At 64.6% G+C, this 22,552-nt stretch carries 23 protein-coding genes; 13 read left to right on the top strand and 10 right to left on the bottom strand.

From position 1 onward, the window contains the following. The first annotated feature begins 248 nt into the window (after window positions 1–248). Window positions 249–956, top strand: a complete 708-nt coding sequence (locus tag CWS35_RS34290; protein ID WP_100955573.1) for a L,D-transpeptidase — start codon at window positions 249–251, stop codon at window positions 954–956. A gap of 31 nt (window positions 957–987) precedes the next feature. Here CWS35_RS34290 and pip read toward each other — a convergent pair whose 3' ends face one another. The 6 genes from pip to pqqA form a co-directional block, all read right to left on the bottom strand. After that, on the bottom strand, window positions 988–1,962 hold the full coding sequence (gene pip, locus CWS35_RS34285) for a prolyl aminopeptidase (RefSeq protein ID WP_100955572.1): 975 nt from the start codon (window positions 1,960–1,962) through the stop codon (window positions 988–990). Beyond that, window positions 1,952–3,172 (bottom strand): pyrroloquinoline quinone biosynthesis protein PqqE, encoded by a 1,221-nt coding sequence (gene pqqE, locus CWS35_RS34280; RefSeq protein WP_210202747.1) that lies wholly within the window; start codon window positions 3,170–3,172, stop codon window positions 1,952–1,954. The genes pip and pqqE overlap by 11 nt, the downstream gene beginning before the upstream one ends. Continuing rightward, complete coding sequence (pqqD, locus tag CWS35_RS34275) at window positions 3,169–3,477, bottom strand: pyrroloquinoline quinone biosynthesis peptide chaperone PqqD (protein ID WP_024579915.1); 309 nt, start codon at window positions 3,475–3,477, stop codon at window positions 3,169–3,171. Before pqqD ends, pqqE begins: the two co-directional genes overlap by 4 nt. Before the next feature lie 10 nt (window positions 3,478–3,487). After that, entirely contained in the window at window positions 3,488–4,243 is a 756-nt protein-coding gene (gene pqqC, locus CWS35_RS34270) for a pyrroloquinoline-quinone synthase PqqC (RefSeq protein WP_100955571.1), read from the bottom strand. Window positions 4,244–4,263: 20 nt separating this feature from the next. After that, entirely contained in the window at window positions 4,264–5,193 is a 930-nt protein-coding gene (gene pqqB, locus CWS35_RS34265) for a pyrroloquinoline quinone biosynthesis protein PqqB (RefSeq protein WP_100955570.1), read from the bottom strand. A gap of 176 nt (window positions 5,194–5,369) precedes the next feature. After that, the gene (gene pqqA, locus CWS35_RS34260) at window positions 5,370–5,450 is read right to left on the bottom strand and encodes a pyrroloquinoline quinone precursor peptide PqqA (RefSeq protein ID WP_035635412.1); all 81 of its coding nucleotides are present in this window, start codon (window positions 5,448–5,450) and stop codon (window positions 5,370–5,372) included. A 323-nt stretch (window positions 5,451–5,773) separates the two neighbouring features. On the opposite strand from pqqA, the gene CWS35_RS34255 reads away from it, so the two are divergent. The 7 genes from CWS35_RS34255 to CWS35_RS34225 all read left to right on the top strand — a co-directional run bounded on the left by CWS35_RS34255 (window position 5,774) and on the right by CWS35_RS34225 (window position 11,805). Then, window positions 5,774–6,031, top strand: a complete 258-nt coding sequence (locus tag CWS35_RS34255) for a hypothetical protein (RefSeq protein ID WP_024579918.1) — start codon at window positions 5,774–5,776, stop codon at window positions 6,029–6,031. A gap of 167 nt (window positions 6,032–6,198) precedes the next feature. After that, a complete protein-coding gene (locus tag CWS35_RS34250; RefSeq protein WP_100955569.1) occupies window positions 6,199–7,473 on the top strand; it encodes a sorbosone dehydrogenase family protein in 1,275 nt (424 codons plus the stop codon). 157 nt (window positions 7,474–7,630) lie between these two features. Continuing rightward, entirely contained in the window at window positions 7,631–8,200 is a 570-nt protein-coding gene (locus tag CWS35_RS34245) for a c-type cytochrome (protein WP_024579920.1), read from the top strand. A 72-nt stretch (window positions 8,201–8,272) separates the two neighbouring features. Beyond that, window positions 8,273–9,664, top strand: a complete 1,392-nt coding sequence (locus CWS35_RS34240) for an amidase family protein (RefSeq protein ID WP_100955568.1) — start codon at window positions 8,273–8,275, stop codon at window positions 9,662–9,664. A gap of 73 nt (window positions 9,665–9,737) precedes the next feature. After that, window positions 9,738–10,214, top strand: a complete 477-nt coding sequence (locus CWS35_RS34235) for a glutathione peroxidase (RefSeq protein ID WP_100956910.1) — start codon at window positions 9,738–9,740, stop codon at window positions 10,212–10,214. Then, window positions 10,211–10,477 (top strand): DUF3297 family protein, encoded by a 267-nt coding sequence (locus CWS35_RS34230; protein WP_024579923.1) that lies wholly within the window; start codon window positions 10,211–10,213, stop codon window positions 10,475–10,477. Before CWS35_RS34235 ends, CWS35_RS34230 begins: the two co-directional genes overlap by 4 nt. Before the next feature lie 158 nt (window positions 10,478–10,635). Continuing rightward, complete coding sequence (locus tag CWS35_RS34225; protein ID WP_100955567.1) at window positions 10,636–11,805, top strand: mandelate racemase/muconate lactonizing enzyme family protein; 1,170 nt, start codon at window positions 10,636–10,638, stop codon at window positions 11,803–11,805. A gap of 75 nt (window positions 11,806–11,880) precedes the next feature. Here CWS35_RS34225 and CWS35_RS34220 read toward each other — a convergent pair whose 3' ends face one another. Next, entirely contained in the window at window positions 11,881–12,204 is a 324-nt protein-coding gene (locus CWS35_RS34220; protein ID WP_311538662.1) for a hypothetical protein, read from the bottom strand. Window positions 12,205–12,216: 12 nt separating this feature from the next. After that, complete coding sequence (locus CWS35_RS34215) at window positions 12,217–12,984, bottom strand: outer membrane protein (RefSeq protein ID WP_100956908.1); 768 nt, start codon at window positions 12,982–12,984, stop codon at window positions 12,217–12,219. 670 nt (window positions 12,985–13,654) lie between these two features. Between CWS35_RS34215 and CWS35_RS34210 the strand changes: the two genes are divergently transcribed. After that, window positions 13,655–14,707: a hypothetical protein gene (locus CWS35_RS34210; RefSeq protein ID WP_100955566.1), complete on the top strand. Its 1,053-nt coding sequence runs from the start codon at window positions 13,655–13,657 to the stop codon at window positions 14,705–14,707. A gap of 164 nt (window positions 14,708–14,871) precedes the next feature. Here the strand turns inward: CWS35_RS34210 and CWS35_RS34205 are convergent, their stop codons facing one another. Both CWS35_RS34205 and CWS35_RS34200 read right to left on the bottom strand, forming a co-directional pair. After that, the gene (locus CWS35_RS34205; protein WP_100955565.1) at window positions 14,872–16,218 is read right to left on the bottom strand and encodes a malonyl-CoA decarboxylase; all 1,347 of its coding nucleotides are present in this window, start codon (window positions 16,216–16,218) and stop codon (window positions 14,872–14,874) included. Window positions 16,219–16,388: 170 nt separating this feature from the next. Further along, a complete protein-coding gene (locus CWS35_RS34200) occupies window positions 16,389–17,189 on the bottom strand; it encodes a helix-turn-helix domain-containing protein (RefSeq protein ID WP_024579929.1) in 801 nt (266 codons plus the stop codon). Between the two features lie 85 nt (window positions 17,190–17,274). Here CWS35_RS34200 and CWS35_RS34195 point away from each other — a divergent pair, with 85 nt between their 5' ends. From CWS35_RS34195 to CWS35_RS34180, 4 genes are all read left to right on the top strand, one after another. Continuing rightward, window positions 17,275–18,477 carry an MFS transporter gene (locus CWS35_RS34195; protein ID WP_024579930.1) on the top strand — a complete coding sequence of 401 codons (1,203 nt, stop codon included), beginning with the start codon at window positions 17,275–17,277 and terminating at the stop codon, window positions 18,475–18,477. Window positions 18,478–18,661: 184 nt separating this feature from the next. Further along, window positions 18,662–19,408 (top strand): transporter substrate-binding domain-containing protein, encoded by a 747-nt coding sequence (locus CWS35_RS34190; protein WP_100956906.1) that lies wholly within the window; start codon window positions 18,662–18,664, stop codon window positions 19,406–19,408. 504 nt (window positions 19,409–19,912) lie between these two features. After that, entirely contained in the window at window positions 19,913–20,731 is an 819-nt protein-coding gene (locus CWS35_RS34185; protein WP_024579932.1) for a formate/nitrite transporter family protein, read from the top strand. A 60-nt stretch (window positions 20,732–20,791) separates the two neighbouring features. Next, window positions 20,792–22,528, top strand: a complete 1,737-nt coding sequence (locus tag CWS35_RS34180; RefSeq protein WP_100955564.1) for a bifunctional protein-serine/threonine kinase/phosphatase — start codon at window positions 20,792–20,794, stop codon at window positions 22,526–22,528. Window positions 22,529–22,552 lie beyond the last annotated feature (24 nt).

The raw sequence follows: 22,552 nt of genomic DNA, 5'->3' as shown, positions 1-22,552 counted from the left end.
TGCGCGGGTAGCAGGTTCGGATTGGCGATCAGATCGTCGCCGCCGGCACCATCAAACGTATTGGCGCAGTCAGGTCCGCCGTATCGCAAGAAGCGCGTTCTTATATTGTTCTCGGGCGAGTTTCACAGAGCCGTCTATTGGTCAAGGAGATTTCAACCGCAACTGACGAAGAACGTTTTCTCCACCTTCCTGCGGTATGGCAAAGTCTCGTCCGGGCATACAACGGGGACAAGGGGAAATCCGACATCATGTTGATGGACCGTGGAATTGCCGACGCCGGCGCGATGGGGGAAGGGGCTCTGCCTGGTCATCGCTCGCGGCCTGTCAACCGCCGGGCGTTTCTGTTCGGCTCCGCTGCCGGTCTCGCCGCGCTGGGCCTCTCCGGTTGCGCATCCGACTACATGAGCCTGGCCGAGGCGCAGAAAATCTACGGGCCCGTGCCCGACGAGAAATTCCCGATCCCTGCGGTCGATGTCAGCAAGGTCGATCCGAAATATTTCCGCAAGACAGTGAAGTACGACAGCGCTGAGGCGCCCGGTACGATCATCGTCGATCCCGGCAAATACTATGTCTACCGCATCGAAGGCGATGGAAACGCGACCCGCTATGGCGCCAATGTCGGCCGCGATGGTTTCAGGTGGAGCGGCGATGCCTATGTCGGGCGCAAGGCCGAATGGCCGACCTGGACGCCGCCCAAGGAGATGATCGCGCGCCAGCCGGAGGCGGGCAAATATGCGCGTGGCATGCCGGGAGGTCTCGACAATCCACTCGGTGCCCGCGTGCTCTACCTCTATCAAAACGGGGTGTACACGCTCTACACGATCTATAGCACCAGCGACCCCGAAACGATCGGGAACGGCATTACGAGTGGCTGTACCGGCCTCCTCAGCCAGGACATGCTCGACCTCTATGCGCGGACGCCCGTCAAGACCAAGGTGATCGTGCTGCCGGCATAGGCGGCGTCGGCCGTCGGTCCGGGCGCCCTGGTCATTGCCTGGCCGCCAGATCGGCGATCGCCTTCATCACAGCGTTGCGGATGCCGGGGTCGTAGAGGATGTGGCCGGCGCCATCGATGATGCGGACCTCGCTGCCCGGCCAGCGCGCGGCGAGCGCATGTGAGGTCGCGGGCGGGCACAGCAGGTCGTAACGGCCCTGCACGATGATGCCGGGAATGCCGACGAGCTTGCCGGCGTCCTCCATCAGTTGGTGCGGCCGCATGAAGCAATTGTTGGCGAAGTAATGCGCCTCCATGAACGGTGTCGAGGGCAGGGCGCCGGTCGTGTTCGCCGGGTCGAGCCGGGTCTGCTTCGGCGTATGCTCCGACAGCGTGCGTTCGGTGTCGTGCCAGGCGCGCGCGGCCGGCACATGCACGGCTGCGTCGGGGGAAAGGATGCGGCGATAATAGGCGGCCAGCGGCGATGCGCGCTCGTCGGCCGGCAGGAAGTTCAGGAAGTCCTCGTAAAGCCTGGGATAGAAGCGCGGCAAGGCGCGCAGGAAGACGTCCTCCAGCTCCTCGGCCGTGCCGAGAAACGTCGCGCGCAGCACCAAGCCACTGACGCGCTCGGGGTGGGCCTGCGCATAGGCCAGCGCCAAGGTCGCGCCCCAGGAACCGCCGACCACCACCCAGCGCGCGAAGCCGAACCGCTCGCGGATCTTCTCCATGTCGGCGATCAGATGCTGCGTCGTGTTGTGGTCGCGGCTGCCCTTCGGCCGGCTGCGGCCGCAGCCGCGCTGGTCGAACAGCACCGCATGGAAGCGCTCGGGATCGAACAGGCGGCGATGATCGGGCTGGCAGCCGCTGCCTGGGCCGCCATGCAGATAGACCGCGGGGATGCCGCCCTCGCGCCCGACGCTCTCGACGTGCAGGTTGTGGCCGTCGCCGACATCGAGCCATTCCGACGTCAGGGGAGCAAAGGGATCGGCGCGTCGGGCGGCCTTGCCGGCGTCGGCGTCAGGCGCCATTGCGATTGTCCTGGTGTTGGTCCGTCTCCAGCGTGCCGCCGGCGAAGTTGCGATACAGGAAACGGTTCTGCGTGCCGGCGGCTTCCCGCTCGGCCTGCTTGAAAATCTCCTCGTGCCGCGGCGACAGCGCGCAGGCCGGATCGGTGTTGCCGGCATTTCCGGTCAGCGCAAAGGCCTGGCAGCGGCAGCCGCCGAAATCGACCTCGCGGAATTCGCAGGATTTGCACGGCTCCGGCATCCAGCCGGTGCCGCGATAACGGTTGAAGGCTTCCGAATTCTGCCAGATCCAGGCGATCGAATGGTTCGAGCGCACGGATTCGAATTCGAGCCCGGTGATGCTCTCGGCCGCATGGCACGGCAGCACCTTGCCGGCCGGCGAGATGTTGAAGAACTGGCGGCCCCAGCCGCCCATGCATTTCTTCGGCCGCAGCGCGTAATAGTCCGGCACCACATAGTCGATCGCCAGCGTGCCCTTCAGGCGCGCCTGCGCCTCCTCGACGATCCGGCTGGTCTCCTCGATCTGCTCGATCGTCGGCATCAGCGCGGCGCGGTTCTTCAGCGCCCAGCCGTAATACTGCACGTTGGCGACTTCGAGCCGGTCGGCGTCGAGGTCGACCGCCATCCGGATGATGTCGGGCAACTGATGCAGGTTCTGCCGGTGCATCACGGCGTTCACCGTGAGCGGCAATTCCAGCTCGCGGGTCCATTTCGCGACCTCGAGCTTCTTGCTGTGCGCGTCCTTCAGGCCGGCGACGCGATCGGCGACCTCGGGCTCGTTGCCCTGGAAGCTGATCTGGACATGGCTGAGCCCGGCATCGGCCAGCGCCGACAGCTTGTCCCTGGTCAGCAGCACGGCCGAGGTGATCAGGTTGGAATACAGCCCGACATCGCTCGCATGCTGCACCAGCTCGACGATGTCCTTGCGCGCGGTCGGCTCGCCGCCGGAGAAATGGACTTGCAGCACGCCGAGCTCGGCGAGCTCGCTCAGCACCTTCTTCCACTCGTCCGTAGTGAGCTCGGTCGAACCGCGGTCGAGCTCGACCGGATTGGAGCAATACGGGCATTGCAGCGGGCAACGATGGGTGACCTCGAGCAGCACCGCGAGCGGGATGCCGTAGGTCTCGGCCGCGGAGCGCGTTTGCTCCAGCACCGCGAGCCCGTCGGTCGGGCCTGCTGTCATTGTCTTGTTGTCGGCGAGCGTGTCAGTCATGCCGTGCTCTCGCGCGCTTCGGTGAGGAAGCCCTTGTCGGCCAGGTCTTGCAGCATCGCGATCACGTCGGTTGCGATCGCCTCGCGCGGCGCGGCGTATTTTTCCGCGAGCTGGTCGACCATCTCGGCGACGCTGCGGACGCCGTCGCAGAGATGCAGCACCTCGACCGCGATTTCATCCGGTGCCAGCACGCGCTCCGGCGCCAGGATCACCCAGACCTGCCGCGTCTCGTCGAATTTCAGCTTGGCATGGCGCGGCAATTTCGGCCGGCTGGTCTCGCTGACGCTGATGTTGCGGCTCGCCATGATCGTATCCCTAACTCGCCTTCGGCACGAAGGCGCCGGGCGGAATCTGGCCGTCGACATAGGCGTGATACAGCGCGTCGAGCTGCACCCAGAGCACGTTGGTCTTGAAGATCAGCGCGTTGCACACAGCCTCGCGCTCGGCCGGCGTCTTCGCATGCTGCCTGACGTAGTCGAGCGCGAAGCCGGCGTCGCGCGGCGCCTGGGTCAGGCGGCGGCTGAAATAGCTCATGATGTCGGGGTTGACGAAGTCGTAATGCTTCAGCATCCCCGAGATGCGCTCCTCGTGCAGGTTCGGCGCGAACAATTCCGTCAACGACGAGGCGATCGCCTCCAGCGGCGTGCGGTCGCGGCAGAAATGCACATAGGCCTCCACGGCGAAGCGCGTCGCCGGCAGGATGCCTTCGGTGGACTCGACGTAGGCCGTGTCGAGGCCGAGGCCTTCGGTGAGCTTGAGCCAGCGCTCGATGCCGCCTTCAGTGCCGAGATCGCCATCGTGATCCTCGATGCGATGGCGCCACTCGATCCGCGTGTTGCGGTCGCGGAAGCGCGAGATCACCATCGCGTCCTTCAGCGGGATCGTGCTCTGGTAGTAGTAGCGGTTCAGTGCCCAGGCCTGGACCTGGCCCTTGTTGAGCTTGCCGCCGTGCAGCAGGCGGTGGAACGGGTGCAGGCTGTGGTAGCGCGTCGCGCCGATCTGGCGCAGCACAGCCTCCATCGCCTCGGCGCTGTCGAGCGTGATGCCCTTGCCGATCGAGAGCGCGGTCATTCCGCTTGTGGGCACGACATTCACAGCACGATCTCCGTTCCGTCTGAAGGAATCTGCCAGCCCGCCTGTTCGGCCGTCTTGCGCTCGGCCGAGGTCCCAAGCAGCGCCGGGTTGGAGTTGTTGATATGCAAAAACACTTTTCGTCCGATGTCGAGACCGGCGAGGCTGGCGATCGCACCCTGATCGCCCGACATCGCGATATGTCCCATGCCCTGGCCGGTCTTGTTGCCAAGCCCCGCCGCGATCAGCTCGTCGTCGCGCCATACGGTGCCGTCGAAGAACACCAGCGGCGCGTCCTTGAGCCGCGCCTTGAGATCGTCGGTCACCCGGGCGCAGGCGGCCAGGAAGTAGAAATATTTGCCGCTGCGCTTGTCCGCAATACGCAGGCCGAGCGTGTCGCCGACGCCGTCGGCGCCTGCCGGGTGGGCCTTGCCCTCGAGATACCATGCACCCTTGCCGGGAACCTCGAACGGCAGCACCTCGAGCCCCGACGGCGATCCATCGGGCAGGGTGGGCTCGAAGGCCCGGTCGACCGCGATCGGCAGGCGGGCGACGTTCTTCTCGCTCAGCACGTTGAAGATGCTGTTGGAGCGCAGGATCGCCAGCACCCGCTGATGGGCGTAGATCGCAAACGGCGAGCCCTCGCGCATCGACAGCAGGCCTGCGACCGCATCGATCTCGCCATTGGTGAGGATGACGCCCGCGATCGGGCTATGGCGCAGCGCGCCAGGCTTCGGATGCAGCTGCGGCGTCGCGATCAATTGCTGGCGGAGATCGGGCGAGGCGTTGACCAGGAACCAATGCGCGCCATCGCCGCTGACGGCGATCGAAGCTTGCGTGCTCTGCAATTCGGGATGGTCGCTTCGCGCCGTCCTGCACACGGCACAGCCGCAATTCCACTGCGGAACGCCGCCACCCGCCGCGGCACCCAGGACGACGACACGCAGCATGATCCGTCCCCTGGAGACGTTGAACGCGGACACAAAACCGAGGCCCAAAAACTAACGAGGCCCAGAAACGTTACGAGGTGGACTCCGGATTTGAAACACGCCCCCGTGCACGGGAACATGTTACGCCCGGATGTCCACCTGCGCTAAAACGCTAAACGTGTATAGGGCGCTGCCGCTTACTTGCGGGTCGCGCACATATACATGTTGATTTCCATGCCGACCGACACTTCGACGATCTTCGGTGCTTTCCAGGCCATTAGGCTCTCCTTGTTGCAACCGGACGAACTTTCCGCCCTGCAAGTTAAACTACTGCGGCTGGAAAAGTTCGCCAGTTAAATTTTTTGCAAGACGCTCTGCACCGGTGCATGCTGCACTGCGGCAGGCGAACCCGGCCAAGTCACAAATTTGTGCGCGCATTTCCCGTCAAAACCCGGTGGCATCAGACCTTTTTCCTGTTGTTCGCCACACGGTGAATGGTGATGTTGGAATAACAAGCAGGGGCCAGACGGTCCTCCGAAGGTCCTGGTGACGATTCTGTGCTCTCCGCAACGGGAGCGACTAACCAAGCCGAGTTCAGCCGATGCCACGCTACTTCTTCAATACCCGTATCGGCGACGAGCTGATCTCCGATCCCGACGGCGAAATCCTGCGCGACCCGGATCGGGCCTGGGAAATGGCGCGGGCGATGATTCGCGAACTGCTCAAGACCGAGGGCGCCGATGGCGCGCTGCTCAGCGCGGTCATCGAGGTGACCGACGACGAGGGCGAGATCGTGCTGGAGTTTCCGTTCACCGAGGCGGTCCTCGATCGCCCGGACCATTCGATGACAAGGCACTGACGGACGCCAACCAAGGCCGCGGTCACAACCATGCGTTGGCCGATGGCGGGATGTTTCCGATTGCAATTGTCCGGACAAATTCGCAAGACTAGGAACGGAAAGCCTGACGGCGCCGGCCGACGTCAATGGCGCAATGAACAACGGCTTCCACCCAGGGGAGATCAATCATGAAAAAACACTCGTTCGCACCGCGCAGCCTGCTGCTCGCAGGCGCCATGCTGGGGGCGTTCACGCTCTCTGCTGCGGCGCAGCAACCGGCAGCGGCGCCCGCCGCAGGTGCCGCGCCGGCCGTCCAGCCGCTGCCGCCGGGCTCACCCTTGATCGGGCGTCCCGACAATGAAGCCGCCGCCAAGCTTGCGCCGGTCGTGGGGCCGCCGATCCCGGCCGCGCCCGACAAGCTGCCGCTCGCCAAGCTCAAGGTCCCTGCCGGCTTCAATGTCGAGGTCTACGCTGCCGGCATGGCCAATGCGCGCTCGCTGGCGCTCGGCGACAAGGGCACCGTGTTCGTCGGCAGCCGGCTGGTCGACAAGGTCTATGCAATCGTCAACAAGGACGGCAAGCGCTCGGTCAAGGTGATCGCCTCCGGCCTCTACCGCCCGAACGGCGTTGCCTTCAAGGACGGCACGCTCTACATCGCCGAGCTCTCGAAGATCTCCAAGATCGACAAGATCGAGGACAATCTGGACAACCCGCCGAAGCCTGTCGTGATCTACGACAAGCTGCCGAAGGACGAGGCGCATGGCTGGAAGTTCATCGCCATCGGTCCCGACAACAAGCTCTATGTCCCGGTCGGCCAGCCCGGCAACAACGTGCTGCACGACGCCGACCACGGCCAGATCCGCCGCATCAATCTCGACGGCTCCGGCGCCGAGGTCTATGCGCTCGGCGTCCGCAACTCGGTCGGCTTCGACTGGAATCCCGAGACCAAGCAGATGTACTTCACCGACAACGGCCGCGACTGGCTGTCGGAGACGGTGCCGGAAGACGAGCTCAACCGCGTCACCAAGGCGGGCGAGGATTTCGGCGCGCCGTTCTGCTACCAGGGCAACATCATCGACCAGGAACTCGGCTGGGGTAAGTCCTGCAAGGACTACACGCCACCGGTCGGCCTGATGGGTCCGCATACCGCCTCGCTCGGCATGCGCTTCTACACTGGCAGCATGTTCCCGAAGACCTACAAGAACGCGATCTTCGTCGCGCGCCACGGCTCCTGGAACAAGTCGCAGAAGCAGGGCGGCGACGTCGTCGTGGTCAAGCTGAACAAGGACGGCACCGTGAAATCGGTCGAGCCGTTCCTGACCGGCTTCCTCGAGGACAACAAGTATGTCGGCCGTCCGGTCGACGTGATGCTGCTGAAGGACGGCTCGCTGCTGGTCTCCGACGACTGGAACGGCGCGGTCTATCGCATCAGTTATGGCAAGCCGAAGGTGGCGAACCAGTAAGTTGAAAGTCTAGTCATCGTCATTGCGAGCCACCCGGTCGGCGCGAAGCGCCGCCGGATGACAAGCTCCGCGAAGCAATCCATTGCGCCACTTGCGGCACCATGGATTGCTTTGTCGCTTCGCTCCTCGCAATGACGGAACATGCCGGGAGCGGCCAATGCAAAGAGCAATCATCGCAGTCCTGGCACTCGCCTCCATTGCCTTCTCCGCAAACGCCGAGACCATCCAGGAGCGCAGCGTCGCGTGCTTTGCCTGTCACGGCGAGCACGGCACCTCGGAGACCGAGAACACACCTTCGCTTGGAGGCCAGCAGGCGCCCTACGCGCTGATCCAGCTGTTCATGTTTCGCGAGAAGCTCAGGGTGTTCGACCCGATGAACGAGATGGCGAAATCGATGACCGACGACGATTTGCGCAGCTTCTCGGATTTCATCGCCACGCTGCCAAAGCCTGCGCCGCCGGCCGATGCCGGCGACCCCGTGCGGATGGCGCGCGGCCAGGCGTTGGCGCAGCAGAACCGCTGCAACACCTGTCACAACACCGATTTCTCCGGCAAGGAGAACGTGCCGCGCATCGCCAACCAGCGCGAGGATTACCTCGCCAAGACGCTGGCTGAATACAAGGACAACAGCCGCCACGGCTACGACGCCACCATGGCCGACGTGATGCAGACGGTCACCAAGGAGCAGATCGGCGACCTTGCCTACTACATCGCGCATGTCCGCTGATCGGTTAGGCAGCGATCCGCTGGCCTTGGCCTGCATGCGGCGCTAAAACGCCTCCGTCACACGGAGTAGCACATGCAGGATCTTTGGCGTCTGTCGGCAACCGAGCTCGCCGGCCTCATCAAATCGAAGAAGGTGTCGGCGAAGGAGGCGGCGGAGGCCGGGCTCGCCCGGCTCGATGCGGTCAACCCTGACATCAACGCGGTGGTCGATCACCGGCCGGACGACGTGCTGGCGCAGGCGGCCGCGATCGATGCGGCAATTGCGCGCGGTGACGCAATGGGGCCGCTCGCCGGCGTGCCGGTCACGATCAAGGTCAATGTCGACCAGGAGGGCTACGCCACCACCAATGGCCTGAAGGCGCAGCGCGACCTGATCGCCAAGGTCGACAACCCGGTGGTCGCCAATCTGCGCAAGGCCGGCGCGGTGCTGCTCGGCCGCACCAATTGTCCGGCGGTGTCGTATCGCTGGTTCACCACCAACCTCATCCACGGCGACACCAAGAACCCGCGCGATCCCGGCATCACCCCGGGCGGCTCGTCGGGCGGCGCGGGCTCGGCGGTCGCGGCCGGCATCGGCCACATCGCCCACGGCACCGACATCGCCGGCTCGATCCGCTATCCGGCCTATGCCTGCGGCGTGCACGGCCTGCGGCCGAGCCTGGGCCGCATCCCGGCCTTCAACGCGGCATTGCCGGAGCGTCCGATCGGCCCGCAGATCAGCGCGGTTTCCGGCCCGCTGGCGCGCACGGTGAATGATCTGCGCATTTCGCTCGCGGCGATGTCGGCGCCGGACTATCGCGATCCCTGGTACGCGCCGGTGCCGCTCGAGGGGCCACCGCGCGAGAAGCGGGTTGCGATGTGCCTCAATCCCGATGGACTCAACCCGGCACGGGAAGTGGTCGCTGCGGTCGCCGATGCCGGCAAACGTCTGCGAGATGCCGGCTGGATCGTCGAGGAGGTCGCCGATACGCCGTCGCTGCGCGAGGCGGCCGAGATCCAGACCCGGCTCTGGCTCGGCGACGGCTACGAGGCGCAGCTCGCCTTTGCCGAGCGCGAGGGCGATCCCGGTGCGCTGGCCTGCCTGCGCGGCGTCGGCGCCAGGGTGCATCCGTTCGATCTGTCGCAGGCGCTGACCCGCCGCGCGACCTTGACCCGCGAATGGTTCGCCTTCCTCGACAAATATCCGGTGCTGCTGATGCCGGTGTCCGGTGAGTTGCCGTTCCCGGATCATCTCGACCGCAAGGACGAGGCGTCGTTCGCGCGGGTGTGGCACGCGCAACTGGCGCAGATCGCGATCCCGTTCATGGGGCTTCCGGGGCTCGTCGTCTCCACCGGCCTCGTCGGGCGGATTCCGGTCGGCGTGCAGCTTGTGGCCGCGCGTTATCGCGAGGACCTCTGTCTTGCCGCGGGCGAGGCGATCGAGGCCGGCGGGACGCCGTCGTCACCGATTGATCCGGTGACCTAGTGGGTCCCGGTTTTCCCTCGCGACAAACGCGGCACGCGTTTGCGCGGAGATTGTACGCAGATAGGAGGGGATGATGGCAACGGTCTACGACTTCACCGCCAAGTCGCTCGCCGGCGAGGACATGCCGTTGCGGCAGTTCGAGGGGCAGGTGCTGCTGATCGTCAACACGGCGAGCGCCTGCGGGTTCACGCCGCAATACAAGGGCCTCCAGGAGCTGCACGCCGGATTGTCGCCGCGCGGCTTTGCCGTGCTCGGCTTCCCCTGCAACCAGTTCGGCGCGCAGGAGCCCGGCGATGCCAGGCAGATCGCCACATTCTGCGAAACCAACTACGCCGTGACGTTCCCGATGTTCGCCAAGATCGACGTCAATGGCAGCGGCGCGCATCCATTGTACGAACACCTGAAACGTGAGAAGTCGGGCCTGCTCGGGCCCGCGATCAAATGGAACTTCACCAAGTTCCTGGTCGATCGCGCCGGCAAGGTCGTAGCGCGGCATGCGCCGACCGCCCGGCCCGAAGGATTGAAGAAGGATATCGAGGCGTTGCTATGAGCGAGACCAACGACACCAACGACCAATTCCCCGACCGCCTCTCGGTCGATCCGAACAGCCCGTACTACAACGCGGAGATCCTGGCGCGCGACGTCGGCATCCGCTTCAAGGGCGCCGAGAAGACCAATGTCGAGGAGTACTGCATCAGCGAGGGCTGGGTGCGGGTCACCGCCGGCAACGCCAAGGACCGCTACGGCAATCCGCTGACCATCAAGGTGCACGGGCCGGTCGAGCCGTATTTTCGGGATAAGGCGAAGTCCTGATCACGTGCGACGCGCGAACTGCGTCATGGAGGCCGTCATGGCCGGGCTTGTCCCGGCCATCCACGTCTTGGGGCGCCACGAAAGAAAGACGTGGATGCCCGGGACAAGCCCGGGCATGACGGGAAGTTGAGCACTCACGCGTCAAAGGATCGAACATCATGTCCGTCCGTATCGTCGACGTCCGCGAAGTCACAAAACCGATCTCCTCGCCGATCCGCAACGCCTATATCGACTTCACCAAGATGACCTCGAGCCTGGTCGCGGTGGTCACCGATGTGGTGCGCGACGGCAAGCGGGTGGTCGGCTATGGCTTCAATTCCAACGGCCGCTACGGGCAGGGCGGGCTGATCCGAGAGCGCTTCGCGCCGCGCCTCACGGAAGCCGATCCGAAATCGCTGCTCGATGCTACCGGCGACAATCTCGATCCGGACAAGGTGTGGTCGACGCTGATGTCGAACGAGAAGCCGGGCGGTCATGGCGAGCGCTCGGTCGCGGTCGGCACCATCGACATGGCGGTGTGGGACGCGGTGGCCAAGATCGCCGGCAAGCCGCTGTTCCGGCTGCTCGCCGAGCGTCACGGCTTGAGCGCCAATCCGCGGGTCTTCGTCTACGCCGCCGGCGGCTACTACTATCCGGGCAAGGACCTCGGTGCGCTGCGCAAGGAGATGCGCGGCTATCTCGATCGCGGCTACAACGTCGTGAAGATGAAGATCGGCGGCGCTGATCTCGCCGAGGATCGCGAGCGCATCGAGGCGGTGCTCAAGGAGATCGGCCGCGACGCGCAGCTCGCGGTCGACGCCAATGGCCGCTTCGATCTGGAGACCGCGATCGCCTACGCCAAGATGCTGCGGGAGTATCCGCTGTTCTGGTACGAGGAGGCCGGCGATCCGCTCGACTATGCGTTGCAGGCCACGCTGGCCGAGTTCTATCCGGGCCCGATGGCGACCGGCGAGAACCTGTTCAGCCACCAGGATGCGCGCAACCTGATCCGCTACGGCGGCATGCGACCGGACCGCGACTGGCTGCAATTCGACTGCGCGCTGTCTTACGGGCTGTGCGAATATCAGCGCACGCTCGCGGTGCTGAAGACCCATGGCTGGTCGCCGAGCCGCTGTATCCCGCATGGCGGCCACCAGATGTCGCTCAACATCGCAGCCGGGCTCGGGCTCGGCGGCAATGAGAGCTATCCGGATCTATTCCAGCCCTATGGTGGCTTCCCCGACGGCGTGCGTGTCGAGAACGGCCACATCGTGATGCCCGATCTTCCCGGCATCGGCTTCGAGGGCAAGTCGGACCTCTACGCAGAGATGAAGGCGCTCGCGGAGTAGGGCACGCGCCCGTCGTCGCTGCACTCCCGGCCATGCCGGGGAAAGATCCTGCGACCTTTCCCCGTGACCTCTCGATCAGTCGCAAATCCGCACGGTGCGGATACGCCAGCCGCGCGAGGTGTGGACGCGCCGTCGAACCAGATAGCAGCCGCCCTCGTAGGGATATCCGTAGTAAGGGTAGCCGTAGTAGTAGCCCGGCCCGTAGTAGAAGCCCGGTCCGAAACCCCAGCCATATCCGCGATAAAACCCACCGCGGCCGAAGCCGCCATGGAAGCCGCCACCGCCGTGGAATCCGCCGCCGCCGTGACCGCCACCACGCGCCCAGACGGCGTCCGGCGCAAGGATCCCGATCGAGATCGCAGCGGACAGGATGATGATCGCCTGGCGCACTATTGTCACATTCAATCTCCCTCAGTACCGGCTGGCGGCATAGCCGAAGCGGTAGTTGATGCGCGCAGTGACGAGATCGACGTCCTGGCTGATGTCTTCGTTGCGCGTGTTGACGCCGAGATTGGCCGGCGCGATGCCTGTGAAGGCGACGTTGTTGGTCCCCATGAACAGATGGTCGTATTCGACCGCCAGCGACCAGTTCGGTGCGAAGCCATATTCGAGGCCGACGCCGACGGTGCCGCCCCAACGCGTGTCGTTGGCCGAGCTCAGCTGGATGCCCGTAGCGTTCGACCAGCCGGAATATTGATTGTCGGTGACGGCAGCGCCGCCTTTCACGTAGAGCAGGACGTTGTTCCAGGCGTAGCCGATCTGGCCGGTGAACAGTCCGAACGCGTCCATCTTGCTCTGGTTCGTGATGTTGGGAAAAACCAGGCTCTGGCTGGATCCGGAGATGTCGGCCCAGTTGCCTTGCGCTTCGACGCCGAACACCCACGATGCGGACTGCCAGCGATAGCCGATCTGACCGCCGACCGTGCCGCCTGAATTGCTGGCACACCCCTCGCCGGCGCTTGGGCTCACGGGCACGCCAAACAGCGCGGTGTTATTCCAGCAGTCCCTGTCCCATCCGCCGCCGCCGTTGATGCCGACATAGAAGCCGCTCCAATCGTATGCGGGCGAGACCAGCGGCGGTGCCTTGGTCGGCATGTAGCTGCGTGGCGCGAGATCGGCGGCGAAAGCCGGTGTACCGATTGCAGCGAGGCTGGCAACGCTGAGCAGAATTCGTTTCATGATGAGTCCCCATGCGGTTTCATGACCAACCCCGCCAGCGAGCATAGGGAAAACGCTGCCGATGTATCGTGAAATTGTCGCAAGCTCGATGAATGTCGGATTGTAAAACTGTGTCGCGACGCGCGTGTTCGTGTCGTCAGGACGGTGTCAGGATTCGACGGCGACGCCGGCAATTCCCGTGGTGAACTCTGTCGACATTGTCTGCCGCGTCGAGCTCAATTCATCGGATCGCTATCGTCAGCAGCAAAGCGCAATGTTCGAGACAAGCTTCGGACATGCGAGACGACGGAGGCGCGCGTTCGGATTTGCCCTGGTGGCCTGCCGAACGATCGTCCGCCATCGCTCTCGAGCTACTCGTTCACTGTCTGCGCGACGATCATGTCGCCGCCCGTTGGCGCGATCGTCTTGTGTCTCTCGCAATATCGTCACGCGATAGAGGCGTCGTATCGGGCAGCGGCGCCACCCGATACGACGGTTGGCCGGGGCGTCGGTCTCCGCAGACCCCATGCCCAAACGGCCGGTTCGAGGTAAATTGGCCGATCCGGGATCACAATTCTTGAGCGTCGCTCAAATAGTTATTGAACGTTGCTCATGTTTGAGTATACTGATGTGGAGAAGCACGCCGTCGGTTTGTCGCGAAGGCGCGGGAACCGGCCGTAAGGGAAAGCCCATGTCGTATTCAGCGAAGGATCTCCGCCAAGCCGCCGAGGCTGGGGTGATCAGCCCTGCCGACCTGGAACGTTTGCTGGCCTTCCTGGCGAATGGTGGTGCCGTCGGTGACGCAAGCGCGCCCGCCAAATTCGATGCCGCGCACGTGCTCTGGTACGCCGGTGCGCTGATCGTGATCGGCGCCATGGGTCTGTTTTCGACCCTGGCCTTCACCCAGATGGGCGGCCGGGCGCTCACGGCCTGTGCGATTGCCTACGCGGTCGGTTTTACCGTGGCCGGGCATTATCTCTGGCACGACAAGAATCTACGGGTTCCCGGCGGCCTGCTGATCGCGTTCGCGGTCTCGATGGCGCCGCTGGCGGTCTACGGCATCCAGGACGAGCTGGGCTGGTGGGGCAAATTCGGCAAGCCGGGCACCGTGCAGGACTTCTACGTCTGGGTGAAGGGCAGCTGGATCTTCATGGAGGTCGCGACGGTCGTCGCCGGCGTCGTCGCGCTGCGCTACTTCCGCTTCGCCTTCATCGTCGCGATCATCGCGGTCGCGTTGTGGTTCATGTCGATGGACCTGGCGCCGTGGTTCAGCGGCACTGCCTATGCCGATTTCGAGACCCGGCGCCGGGTGTCGGTCTGGTTCGGATTGGCGGTGCTCGCGGTGGCCTGGATCGTCGACTATCGCAGCCGCAGCGGTGACTTTGCGTTCTGGCTGCATCTGTTCGGCCTGATGGCGTTCTGGGGCGGGATTACCGCGTCGAGCAGCGCGACCGAACTCGGCAGGGCGCTGTACTGCCTGTTCAATGTCGGCCTTGTCGCGCTCGCCGTGATCCTGATGCGGCGCGCCTATGCGGTGTTCGGCGCGTTCGGCATCTGCCTCTATCTCGGGCATCTCGCCGACGTCGTGTTCAAGGATTCGCTGTGGTTTCCGTTCTCGCTGTCGCTGATCGGCATTGCCGTGATCGCCGCCGGACTGCTCTACCATCGCAACCAGCGTGCGATCTCAGCCTGGATCGACACACATGTGCCGGCGACGCTGCGGCCGCGGTCCGCAGTGGCGTGACGGAAGTGCTGGCTCGAGAAGCTATGTCGTCATTGCGAGGAGCAAAGCGACGAAGCAATTTATGCTGCCGGTGCGGAACTATGGATTGCTTCGCGGAGCCTGTGATCGGGCGCGCGTGCGCGCGACCCGTTGGCACGCAATGACGTGGAAAGTGCGGCTGCTGCTTACGACAACCTCATATCCAGCAGCCGCCGGCCTTCGCCCTTCAGCAGCTTCTTCACCGCGCTGGAGGCGATCACATCGCCATTGTTGGCGTAGGCCTCGTGGTTCTTCTCGATGTCGTCGAGGCGATAGAGATAGTTGACCATGACGCCGGCGGATTCGCGCAGCCCCTTGGGCGAGAGGTCGCCGAGCCAGTTGATCCGCTCCAGCCGCGCGCCATTGCCGAGATGGAACCGCGCCACCGAATCGATCAAGCGTCCCTTCGGCGTGCGCGCCTTCAGGAAGTAGTAGGCGGCAAGCGGCTCCAGTACGGCGCGCAGTTGCGTCGCGAGTTCGGCGTTCTCGGACCAGTCGGGCTTGCCGAGGCTTTCCAGCAGTTGCCGGTCTTCATCTGACAGCGGCACGTCGTCGGCCTGCTTGACCCACTGCATGAAGCCCGGCACCGGTGACAGCGTCACGAAAGTGTCGAGCTTGGGCAATTCGCGGCGCAGTTCCTCGACCACCTGCTTGATCAGGAAGCTGCCAAAGGAGATGCCGCCAAGGCCGCGCTGGGTGTTGGAGATCGAATAGAACACCGCGGTGCGCGCCTTCTCGACCGGCACCGGCTCGCGCTCTTCGGCAAGCAGCGGCGCGATCGCGCCCGGAATGGCTTCGGTCAGTGCGACCTCGACGAAGATCAAGGGCTCGTCGGCCAGCGCCGGGTGGAAGAAGGCGTAGCAGCGCCGATCCACCGGATCGATGCGGCGGCGCAGATCGTCCCAGTCGCGGATCTCGTGCACGGCCTCGTAGCGGATGATCTTCTCCAGAATATTGGCCGGCGACGACCAGTCTATCCTGCGCAGCACGAGGAATCCCCTGTTGAACCAGGATGAGAGCAGATGCACCACGTCGCGATCGAACGCGGCGAGGTCCTTGTTGCCCTTCATCAATGAAAGCAGATCCGACCGCATCGACACCAGCTCGCCGGTGCCGCCCGGCGCCCGATTGAGCCGGCGGATCAATTCCTGGCGGCGCGGCTCGGAGGCGAAATGCAGGTCGCTGGCGTCCTTGCCATTGGCGCGCCAGCTTTCGATCGCCTGCGCCAGCCTGGCGTGATCGGGGCCGAAATCGCGCGCCAGCGTCTGGAAGAACGACAGCCGGCCGGCGGCGTCGAGGTGGTGGTAGCGATCGAGCACCTCGCGCGCCATCGCCGTCCCGGAGGCCTCGCCGCGTCCGGACAGCAGCGCCTCGCACAATTCCAGCAGTTCGGAAGCATCCTGCTTGTCGTCGGCGGGACTGGCGCGGCCGAGCAGGACGCGGCCGCGTTCGGAAATCGTCGAGAGCAGATCGGAGAAGAAGGCGTTGGCCATGAGCAGGTCGTATCCAGCGGGTCGCATTCAGTGAAGCCGGACCTTACACGGGATTTAAGGTCGGGAGGACTGCAATCAAGCGCATGGATCGTACGGAAATATGTCGCAGCGCGACAACGGTATAATTCGCCTTATCATTCGTCTTGGCTGCGCCCGGTGACAAACCGCGTTCACGTTTTCTCCGCGAACGCGGTCGGTGTCTTGCCTGTCACCTGGCGGAACGCATGGGAAAATGCCGGTACGCTGGCATAACCGAGGTCGGAGGCGACCTGCTTGATCGACGCGTTCGCGTTGGTCGACAGCCGCTCGATCGCAGCCGCGATGCGGGCGCGCTGGCACCAGCTCTTGAACGAGAGTTGCGTCTCCGCCGTGAACAGCCGCGACAGCGTCCGCGCCGAAGTGCCGACCGTGCGCGCCAGCGCATCGATCTCATGGTCCTTGGTCGGGTCGGCCAGCACGATGTCGGCGGCGCGGCGGCAGCGCGGCTCCTGCGGCAGCGGGATGAAGGTCGCGGAATCCTCGGCCTGGTGCAGTTCCAGCATCACCAGCCTGATCAGCAGATCGGTGCGCTCGCGCCCGCATGGGGTGTCGAACAGCGCAAGGATCGCCTGATGCACCAGCGGCGAGACCCGCACCACGAACTCGTGGTCGAGGCTTGTGCTGCGCGTCTCGCGCGCGAGCCAGGTCTGGTCGAAGTAGAGCGTGCGCATCTCGATGTCGGCGAGCACGTCGATCGCGTGCGCGAGCAGGGCGGGGACCCAGACCGCGCGGTCCGGCGGCACCAGCCAGCGCCCCTTCGGCGTGGTCACCTGCATGGTGCCGCTGACGGCATAGACCAGCTGGGCCTCGCGGTGCATGTGTGCCTCGAGACGGATGCCCTTCTGGTAACTGCGCGCGACCATGTGCACGCCATCGCCGGTGACGCGCCGGTCCTGGTGGAGGGCTCTGATTGGCGGTTTAGCGATATTCATTGGCGACATCCCGTCAGGACAAGCACCTATAACCTATTTCCAAGCAATTGAAGAATCGCGTGAGAGACCAGTGAAAGATCTGCCCATGAACAGTCCAGCGAATAGCCAGACCAACAGTCCCAGCCGGGTGATCTGCTTCGTCAACGCCGCCCATTTCATCGATCACTATTCGATGCTGATCTTCGCCGCCGCCGTCATCATCATGGGCCCGGCGCTCGGCATGGCCTATTCGGAGCTGTTGCCCTACGCGACGCCGGGCTTCATCGCCTTCGGCGCCGGCTCGCTGATCACCGGCTGGCTCGGCGACCGCTGGAGCCGCCGCCACATGATGGTGATCTTCTTCGTCGGCATCGGCCTGTCGATGATCTCGGTCGGCTTCGTGCAGACGCCGCTGCAACTCGGCGCTGCGTTGCTTGCGATCGGCATCTTTGCCTCGATCTACCATCCGGTCGGCACCGCGATGATCGTGTCCTATGCCGAGAAGCTCGGCGCGCAGATGGGGATCAACGGCGTCTGGGGCAATCTCGGCGTCGCCTCGTCGGCGCTGGTCACCGGCATCGTTGGCCAGTATCTCGGCTGGCGCTGGGCCTTCTTCATCCCCGGAATCGTCACCGTGCTGATCGGCATCGCGTTCGCGATGACGGTGGTGCATGAGGACCGCAAGGGCTCGAAACAGGCCGCCGCCCAGGTGCGCGTCGCCAAGGAAGACATGTGGCGGGTGGTGCTGTCGCTGCTGATCGTGGTGATCGCGATCTCGACCACGTTCAACGCGGTGACGGTGGCGCTGCCAAAACTGTTTGCTGAACGGCTCGCCGACCTGACCAAGAGTCCGGCGCTGCTCGGCGTGATCGCGGCCGGGGTCTATGTATTCGGCGCGATGACGCAGTACACGATCGGCAAGCTGCTCGATAAGCATTCGCTGAAGACGGTGGCGCTGCCGCTGTCGTTCCTGCTGGCGCCGTTCCTCTATCTGGCGGCGAGCCTGTCCAATCTGCCGCTGATCCTGGTCTCGATCGGCATCGTGATGGGTGCGTTCGGCCAGGTGACGGTGAATGACGCGATGGTCGGCAAGTACACCACGGAGGAATGGCGCTCGCGGGCCTATGCGGTGCGCTATTTCGTCGGCTTCACCGCGGCCGGCGCCTCGGTCGGCCTGGTGGCCTGGCTGTACGACCAGGGCGGCTTCGCGATGATGTTGCGTGCGTTCGCAGCGCTTTGCCTGCTGGCGATCGCCGCCGCGATCATCCTGCCGCGCGAGATCCGCACCCCGGCCTCGCAGGCCGGCTGACGAGCTATTCGTCGCTCCACTGAGCGGCCCTCCGCCAGCGCGGGGCTGGCGGCTGGCCGCTGTCGCAGGGCTGGGCTACAAGTCGCCGGACCAACAACCGGCCGGGCGCGCGACCCGGCGTGGAGGACGTCCGATGTCGTTTCGCACGCTGCGTCTGGCTGGCCTCGTTCTGGGAGTGACTATGATGGCCACAGCAGCCAATGCCGACGCCTTGACCGATCAGATCGCGCCGACCTGCAAGCTCCGGGTCGCGATCGCGATCAGTCCGGCCGGTGGCGCGTTCTGGTCGACCAGGACCGCGAGCGGCTATGCCGGCGTTCCCGTCGATCTCGGCAGGGAGATGGCGGCGCAACTCGGCGTCCCCGTCGAATATGTCGTGCACCAGAACTCCGGCCAGATCACCGACACGGCGGCGAAGCAGACCTGGGACGTCACCTTCCTGCCCAAGGATGCCGAGCGCGAGACCAAGATGAGCTTCGGTCCGATTTACGAGGTCGCCGACGCCACCTATATCGTCAAGCCGGGCTCCGCGATCACGAACTTCGCCGCGCTCGACCAGGACGGCGTCAAGGTCGCGGCCGTCAATGCCACAACGACGATGCGCGGTGCGATCGCGCATCTCAAGCACGCCAAGGTCACCGGCTATCAGACCTATGACGAGATCTTCAATCTCCTGAACAACGGCGAGATCGACGCGTTCGCGCTGTCGCGCGATCAGCTCAACGCGATGGCCAGGAAGATTCCGGGCACGCGGGTGCTGGACGAGACCTTCAAGCAGACCGTCACCGCGGTCGCGGTGCCGCTCGACCATCCGCTGGCTGCCGCCTTCGTCACCAAGTTCATGACGCAAGCGATTGCCAACGGCACGTTACGCAAGGCCTATGACAACAATGGGCTGAAGGACACGCCGGTTCGCACCGAGGTGAAGTAGCGCGCATCGACCTTTCCCCGTCATCCTGGGGTGCGAGCCTTGCGGCGCAATTGCGCCGCTGGGCGAGCCTCGACGGATGAATCGGCCACCGGCGGGGCCGTCGATCCTTCGAGACGCGCTGCGCGCTCCTCAGGATGACGGAGATGGATAGGCGCAGATCTCTTGGGCGACATCTGTGCAAGCTGCATAAATCGACGCCATCGCGCCGGCCGGCTTCCGTGCCGACTCGATAAGCTATTGTGCGGGAACGATTTTTGGTCCTGGCGGCCAGCGTCTTCGGTTGGCACATCCATTGCTTTTGATTGCACCAGTCAACGACGACTGCCGTTCTCCGGATTTTGCCGAGGCCAGTGCTGGCCGCGGCGAGGGGATCAAGGCGCCTTGCCCGGGCGCCTCGAGCAATCGTTGATCTCCCATCTCCCCGGACGGATGAGCGTTTCAATCAACCCGCGTCGCTTCCGGCAGGCAACCGGCGCGGCCGAATTGTGCAAGGGGATTTTACGAATGGCCTATCTCGCACCGTCCGAATTCGTCACCAAGATGGTCGACGCCGGTGAATCCAAGATCTTCATGTCGACGCGCGACACCGTGATCCGCGCCTACATGGCCGGCGCGATCCTCGCGCTGGCGGCCTGGTTCGCCGTGACGATCAACGTCAACACCGGGCAGCCGATCATCGGCGCGCTGCTGTTCCCGGTCGGCTTCTGCATGCTCTATCTGCTGGGCTTCGACCTCTTGACCGGCGTGTTCGTGCTCTCGCCGCTGGCGCTGCTCGACAAGCGCCCCGGTGTCACGCTCGGCGGCGTGCTGCGCAATTGGGGCCTCGTCTTCATCGGCAATTTCGCCGGCGCGCTCACGGTGGCCTTCATGATGGCGTTCGTGACCACGTTCGGCTTCACGACGGAGCCCGACAAGGTCGGCATGACGATCGGCAACATCGGCGAGGGCCGCACGCTGGGCTACGCGGCGCATGGCGCGGCGGGCATGGCCACCCTGTTCATCCGCGGCATGCTCTGCAACTGGATGGTCTCGACCGGCGTCGTCGGCGCCATGATCTCCACCACGGTGCCCGGCAAGGTGATCGCGATGTGGATGCCGATCCTGGTGTTCTTCTACATGGTGTTCGAGCATTCGGTCGTGAACATGTTCCTGTTCCCGTCCGGGCTGATGCTGCACGCCAAGTTCTCGATCATGGACTATTTCATCTGGAACGAGATTCCGACCGTGCTCGGCAACCTCGCCGGCGGCCTCGCCTTCACCGGGCTCACGCTCTACACGACGCATGTGAAGACCGCGCCGAAGCGCGAGCGCCTCGCCGCTTGATCCTGGCCGGCTTATGGGTCTCTCCTGTCAGGGAGGGATCCATGGGGCCTGCATGAGGCGATGCCGCGTGCGCTGAACATATCGGTCGGGCAATTCTCTGATCAGGGCCGCAAGGACACCAATCAGGATTTCCACGGCGTGCTGATCCCCGACGAGCCGCTGCTCGGCCTGAAGGGCATCGCCGTGGTGCTCGCCGACGGCATCTCCTCGAGCAGCGTCAGCCGTATCGCTGCGGAGTCCGCGGTGAAGAGCTTCCTGACCGACTACTACTGCACCTCGGAATCCTGGTCGGTGAAGAGTTCGGCGCAGCGGGTGCTGGAGGCGACCAATTCCTGGCTGCATGCGCAGACGCGGCGCAGCCAGAATCCCTACGACAAGGACAAGGGCTACGTCTGCACGCTGAGCGCCCTGGTGATCCGGTCGACCACCGCACATCTGTTCCATGTCGGCGACAGCAGGATCTACCGCGTCGCCGGCAACAGCCTCGAGCAACTCACCAACGACCACCGCGTCGTGGTCTCGTCGCAGCAAAGCTATCTCGGCCGCGCGCTCGGGGTGAACCCGCAGCTCGAGATCGACTACCAGAACCTTCCGCTCGAGCGCGGCGATACGTTCCTGCTGGTGACCGACGGCGTCTATGAGCACGTCCCGGCGCGGCAACTGGCGCGGACGATCCGGGACGGCGCCGCCGACCTCGACGCCGCCGCGAAATCGATCGTCGAACAGGCGTATGAGAACGGCAGCCCGGACAATCTCACCGCGCAGATCATCCGGATCGACGAATTGCCGGACGGCGATGCTGGCGAGGTGTTCGGTCAGCCCACCGGGCTGCCGCTGCCGCCACTGCTCGAAGCCAGGATGCTGTTCGACGGCTACCGCATCGTGCGCGAGCTGCACGCGTCGCACCGCAGCCACATCTATCTCGCGGTCGACGAGGACAGCGGCACCACGGTCACGATCAAGATCCCCTCGATCGATCTGCGCGACGATGGCGCCTATCTGAAGCGCTTCATGATGGAGGAGTGGGTCGCGCGGCGGATCGACAGTCCGCATGTGCTGAAGCCGTTTCTGCCGCCCCGCAGGCGCAACTTCCTCTATGTCACGATGGAGTACATCGACGGCCAGACCCTGACGCAGTGGATGATCGACAACCCTGCGCCGTCGCTGGAGACGGTGCGCGACATCACCGAGCAAATCGCGAAAGGGCTGCGCGCGTTCCACCGCAAGGAGATGCTGCACCAGGACGTCAGGCCCGACAACGTCATGATCGACAAAACAAGTACGGTGAAGATCATCGATTTCGGCTCGACCCGGATCGCGGGGGTCGCGGAGGCGGCGGCTGCGGGCGTCGACGACATCCTGGGCACCCAGCAATACACCGCGCCGGAGTATTTCCTGGGCGAGGGCGGCACCGCGCGCTCCGACCTGTTCTCGCTTGGCGTCGTCACCTATCAGATGCTGACGGGCCGCTTGCCGTATGGCGCGCAGATCGCGCGCGCCCGCACCCGATCCGAGTTCAACCGGCTGCTCTATCGTCCGGCCGCACATGGCGGCCGCGAGATCCCCCGCTGGGTCGACGGCACGCTGGAGCGTGCCGTACATGTCAATCCGCTCAAGCGCTACGACAGCTTTTCCGAGTTCCTGTTCGACCTGCGCAATCCCAACGCAAGATATCTGGCGACGTCATCGACCCCGCTGATCGAGCGCAACCCGGTGCTGTTCTGGAAGTCGACCACGCTGCTGCTGGCGCTCGTCGTGCTGCTGCTGCTGGCCTATGGCGCGCATCATTGGCGGTAGGAAGCCGAGTCGTCGACCTTTCCC

It is taken from the genome of Bradyrhizobium sp. SK17, from assembly GCF_002831585.1.
Lineage (GTDB): Bacteria > Pseudomonadota > Alphaproteobacteria > Rhizobiales > Xanthobacteraceae > Bradyrhizobium.
This window is presented reverse-complemented; position numbering and strand designations above follow the sequence as displayed.

Excerpts from the sequence above, each read along its gene's own strand:
- CWS35_RS34205 (WP_100955565.1), bottom strand. The coding sequence starts at position 16,218 with ATGGCCAACGCCTTCTTCTCCGATCTGCTCTCGACGATTTCCGAACGC.
- pqqC (WP_100955571.1), bottom strand. The coding sequence starts at position 4,243 with ATGACCGCGCTCTCGATCGGCAAGGGCATCACGCTCGACAGCGCCGAG.
- CWS35_RS34195 (WP_024579930.1), top strand. The coding sequence starts at position 17,275 with ATGAACAGTCCAGCGAATAGCCAGACCAACAGTCCCAGCCGGGTGATC.
- CWS35_RS34190 (WP_100956906.1), top strand. The coding sequence starts at position 18,662 with ATGGCCACAGCAGCCAATGCCGACGCCTTGACCGATCAGATCGCGCCG.
- CWS35_RS34230 (WP_024579923.1), top strand. The coding sequence starts at position 10,211 with ATGAGCGAGACCAACGACACCAACGACCAATTCCCCGACCGCCTCTCG.
- pip (WP_100955572.1), bottom strand. The coding sequence starts at position 1,962 with ATGGCGCCTGACGCCGACGCCGGCAAGGCCGCCCGACGCGCCGATCCC.
- CWS35_RS34185 (WP_024579932.1), top strand. The coding sequence starts at position 19,913 with ATGGCCTATCTCGCACCGTCCGAATTCGTCACCAAGATGGTCGACGCC.
- CWS35_RS34290 (WP_100955573.1), top strand. The coding sequence starts at position 249 with ATGTTGATGGACCGTGGAATTGCCGACGCCGGCGCGATGGGGGAAGGG.
- CWS35_RS34200 (WP_024579929.1), bottom strand. The coding sequence starts at position 17,189 with ATGAATATCGCTAAACCGCCAATCAGAGCCCTCCACCAGGACCGGCGC.
- CWS35_RS34180 (WP_100955564.1), top strand. The coding sequence starts at position 20,792 with ATGCCGCGTGCGCTGAACATATCGGTCGGGCAATTCTCTGATCAGGGC.
- CWS35_RS34225 (WP_100955567.1), top strand. The coding sequence starts at position 10,636 with ATGTCCGTCCGTATCGTCGACGTCCGCGAAGTCACAAAACCGATCTCC.
- CWS35_RS34235 (WP_100956910.1), top strand. The coding sequence starts at position 9,738 with ATGGCAACGGTCTACGACTTCACCGCCAAGTCGCTCGCCGGCGAGGAC.
- CWS35_RS34240 (WP_100955568.1), top strand. The coding sequence starts at position 8,273 with ATGCAGGATCTTTGGCGTCTGTCGGCAACCGAGCTCGCCGGCCTCATC.
- CWS35_RS34255 (WP_024579918.1), top strand. The coding sequence starts at position 5,774 with ATGCCACGCTACTTCTTCAATACCCGTATCGGCGACGAGCTGATCTCC.
- pqqA (WP_035635412.1), bottom strand. The coding sequence starts at position 5,450 with ATGGCCTGGAAAGCACCGAAGATCGTCGAAGTGTCGGTCGGCATGGAA.
- pqqD (WP_024579915.1), bottom strand. The coding sequence starts at position 3,477 with ATGGCGAGCCGCAACATCAGCGTCAGCGAGACCAGCCGGCCGAAATTG.
- pqqE (WP_210202747.1), bottom strand. The coding sequence starts at position 3,172 with ATGACTGACACGCTCGCCGACAACAAGACAATGACAGCAGGCCCGACC.
- CWS35_RS34215 (WP_100956908.1), bottom strand. The coding sequence starts at position 12,984 with ATGAAACGAATTCTGCTCAGCGTTGCCAGCCTCGCTGCAATCGGTACA.
- CWS35_RS34210 (WP_100955566.1), top strand. The coding sequence starts at position 13,655 with ATGTCGTATTCAGCGAAGGATCTCCGCCAAGCCGCCGAGGCTGGGGTG.
- CWS35_RS34250 (WP_100955569.1), top strand. The coding sequence starts at position 6,199 with ATGAAAAAACACTCGTTCGCACCGCGCAGCCTGCTGCTCGCAGGCGCC.
- pqqB (WP_100955570.1), bottom strand. The coding sequence starts at position 5,193 with ATGCTGCGTGTCGTCGTCCTGGGTGCCGCGGCGGGTGGCGGCGTTCCG.
- CWS35_RS34245 (WP_024579920.1), top strand. The coding sequence starts at position 7,631 with ATGCAAAGAGCAATCATCGCAGTCCTGGCACTCGCCTCCATTGCCTTC.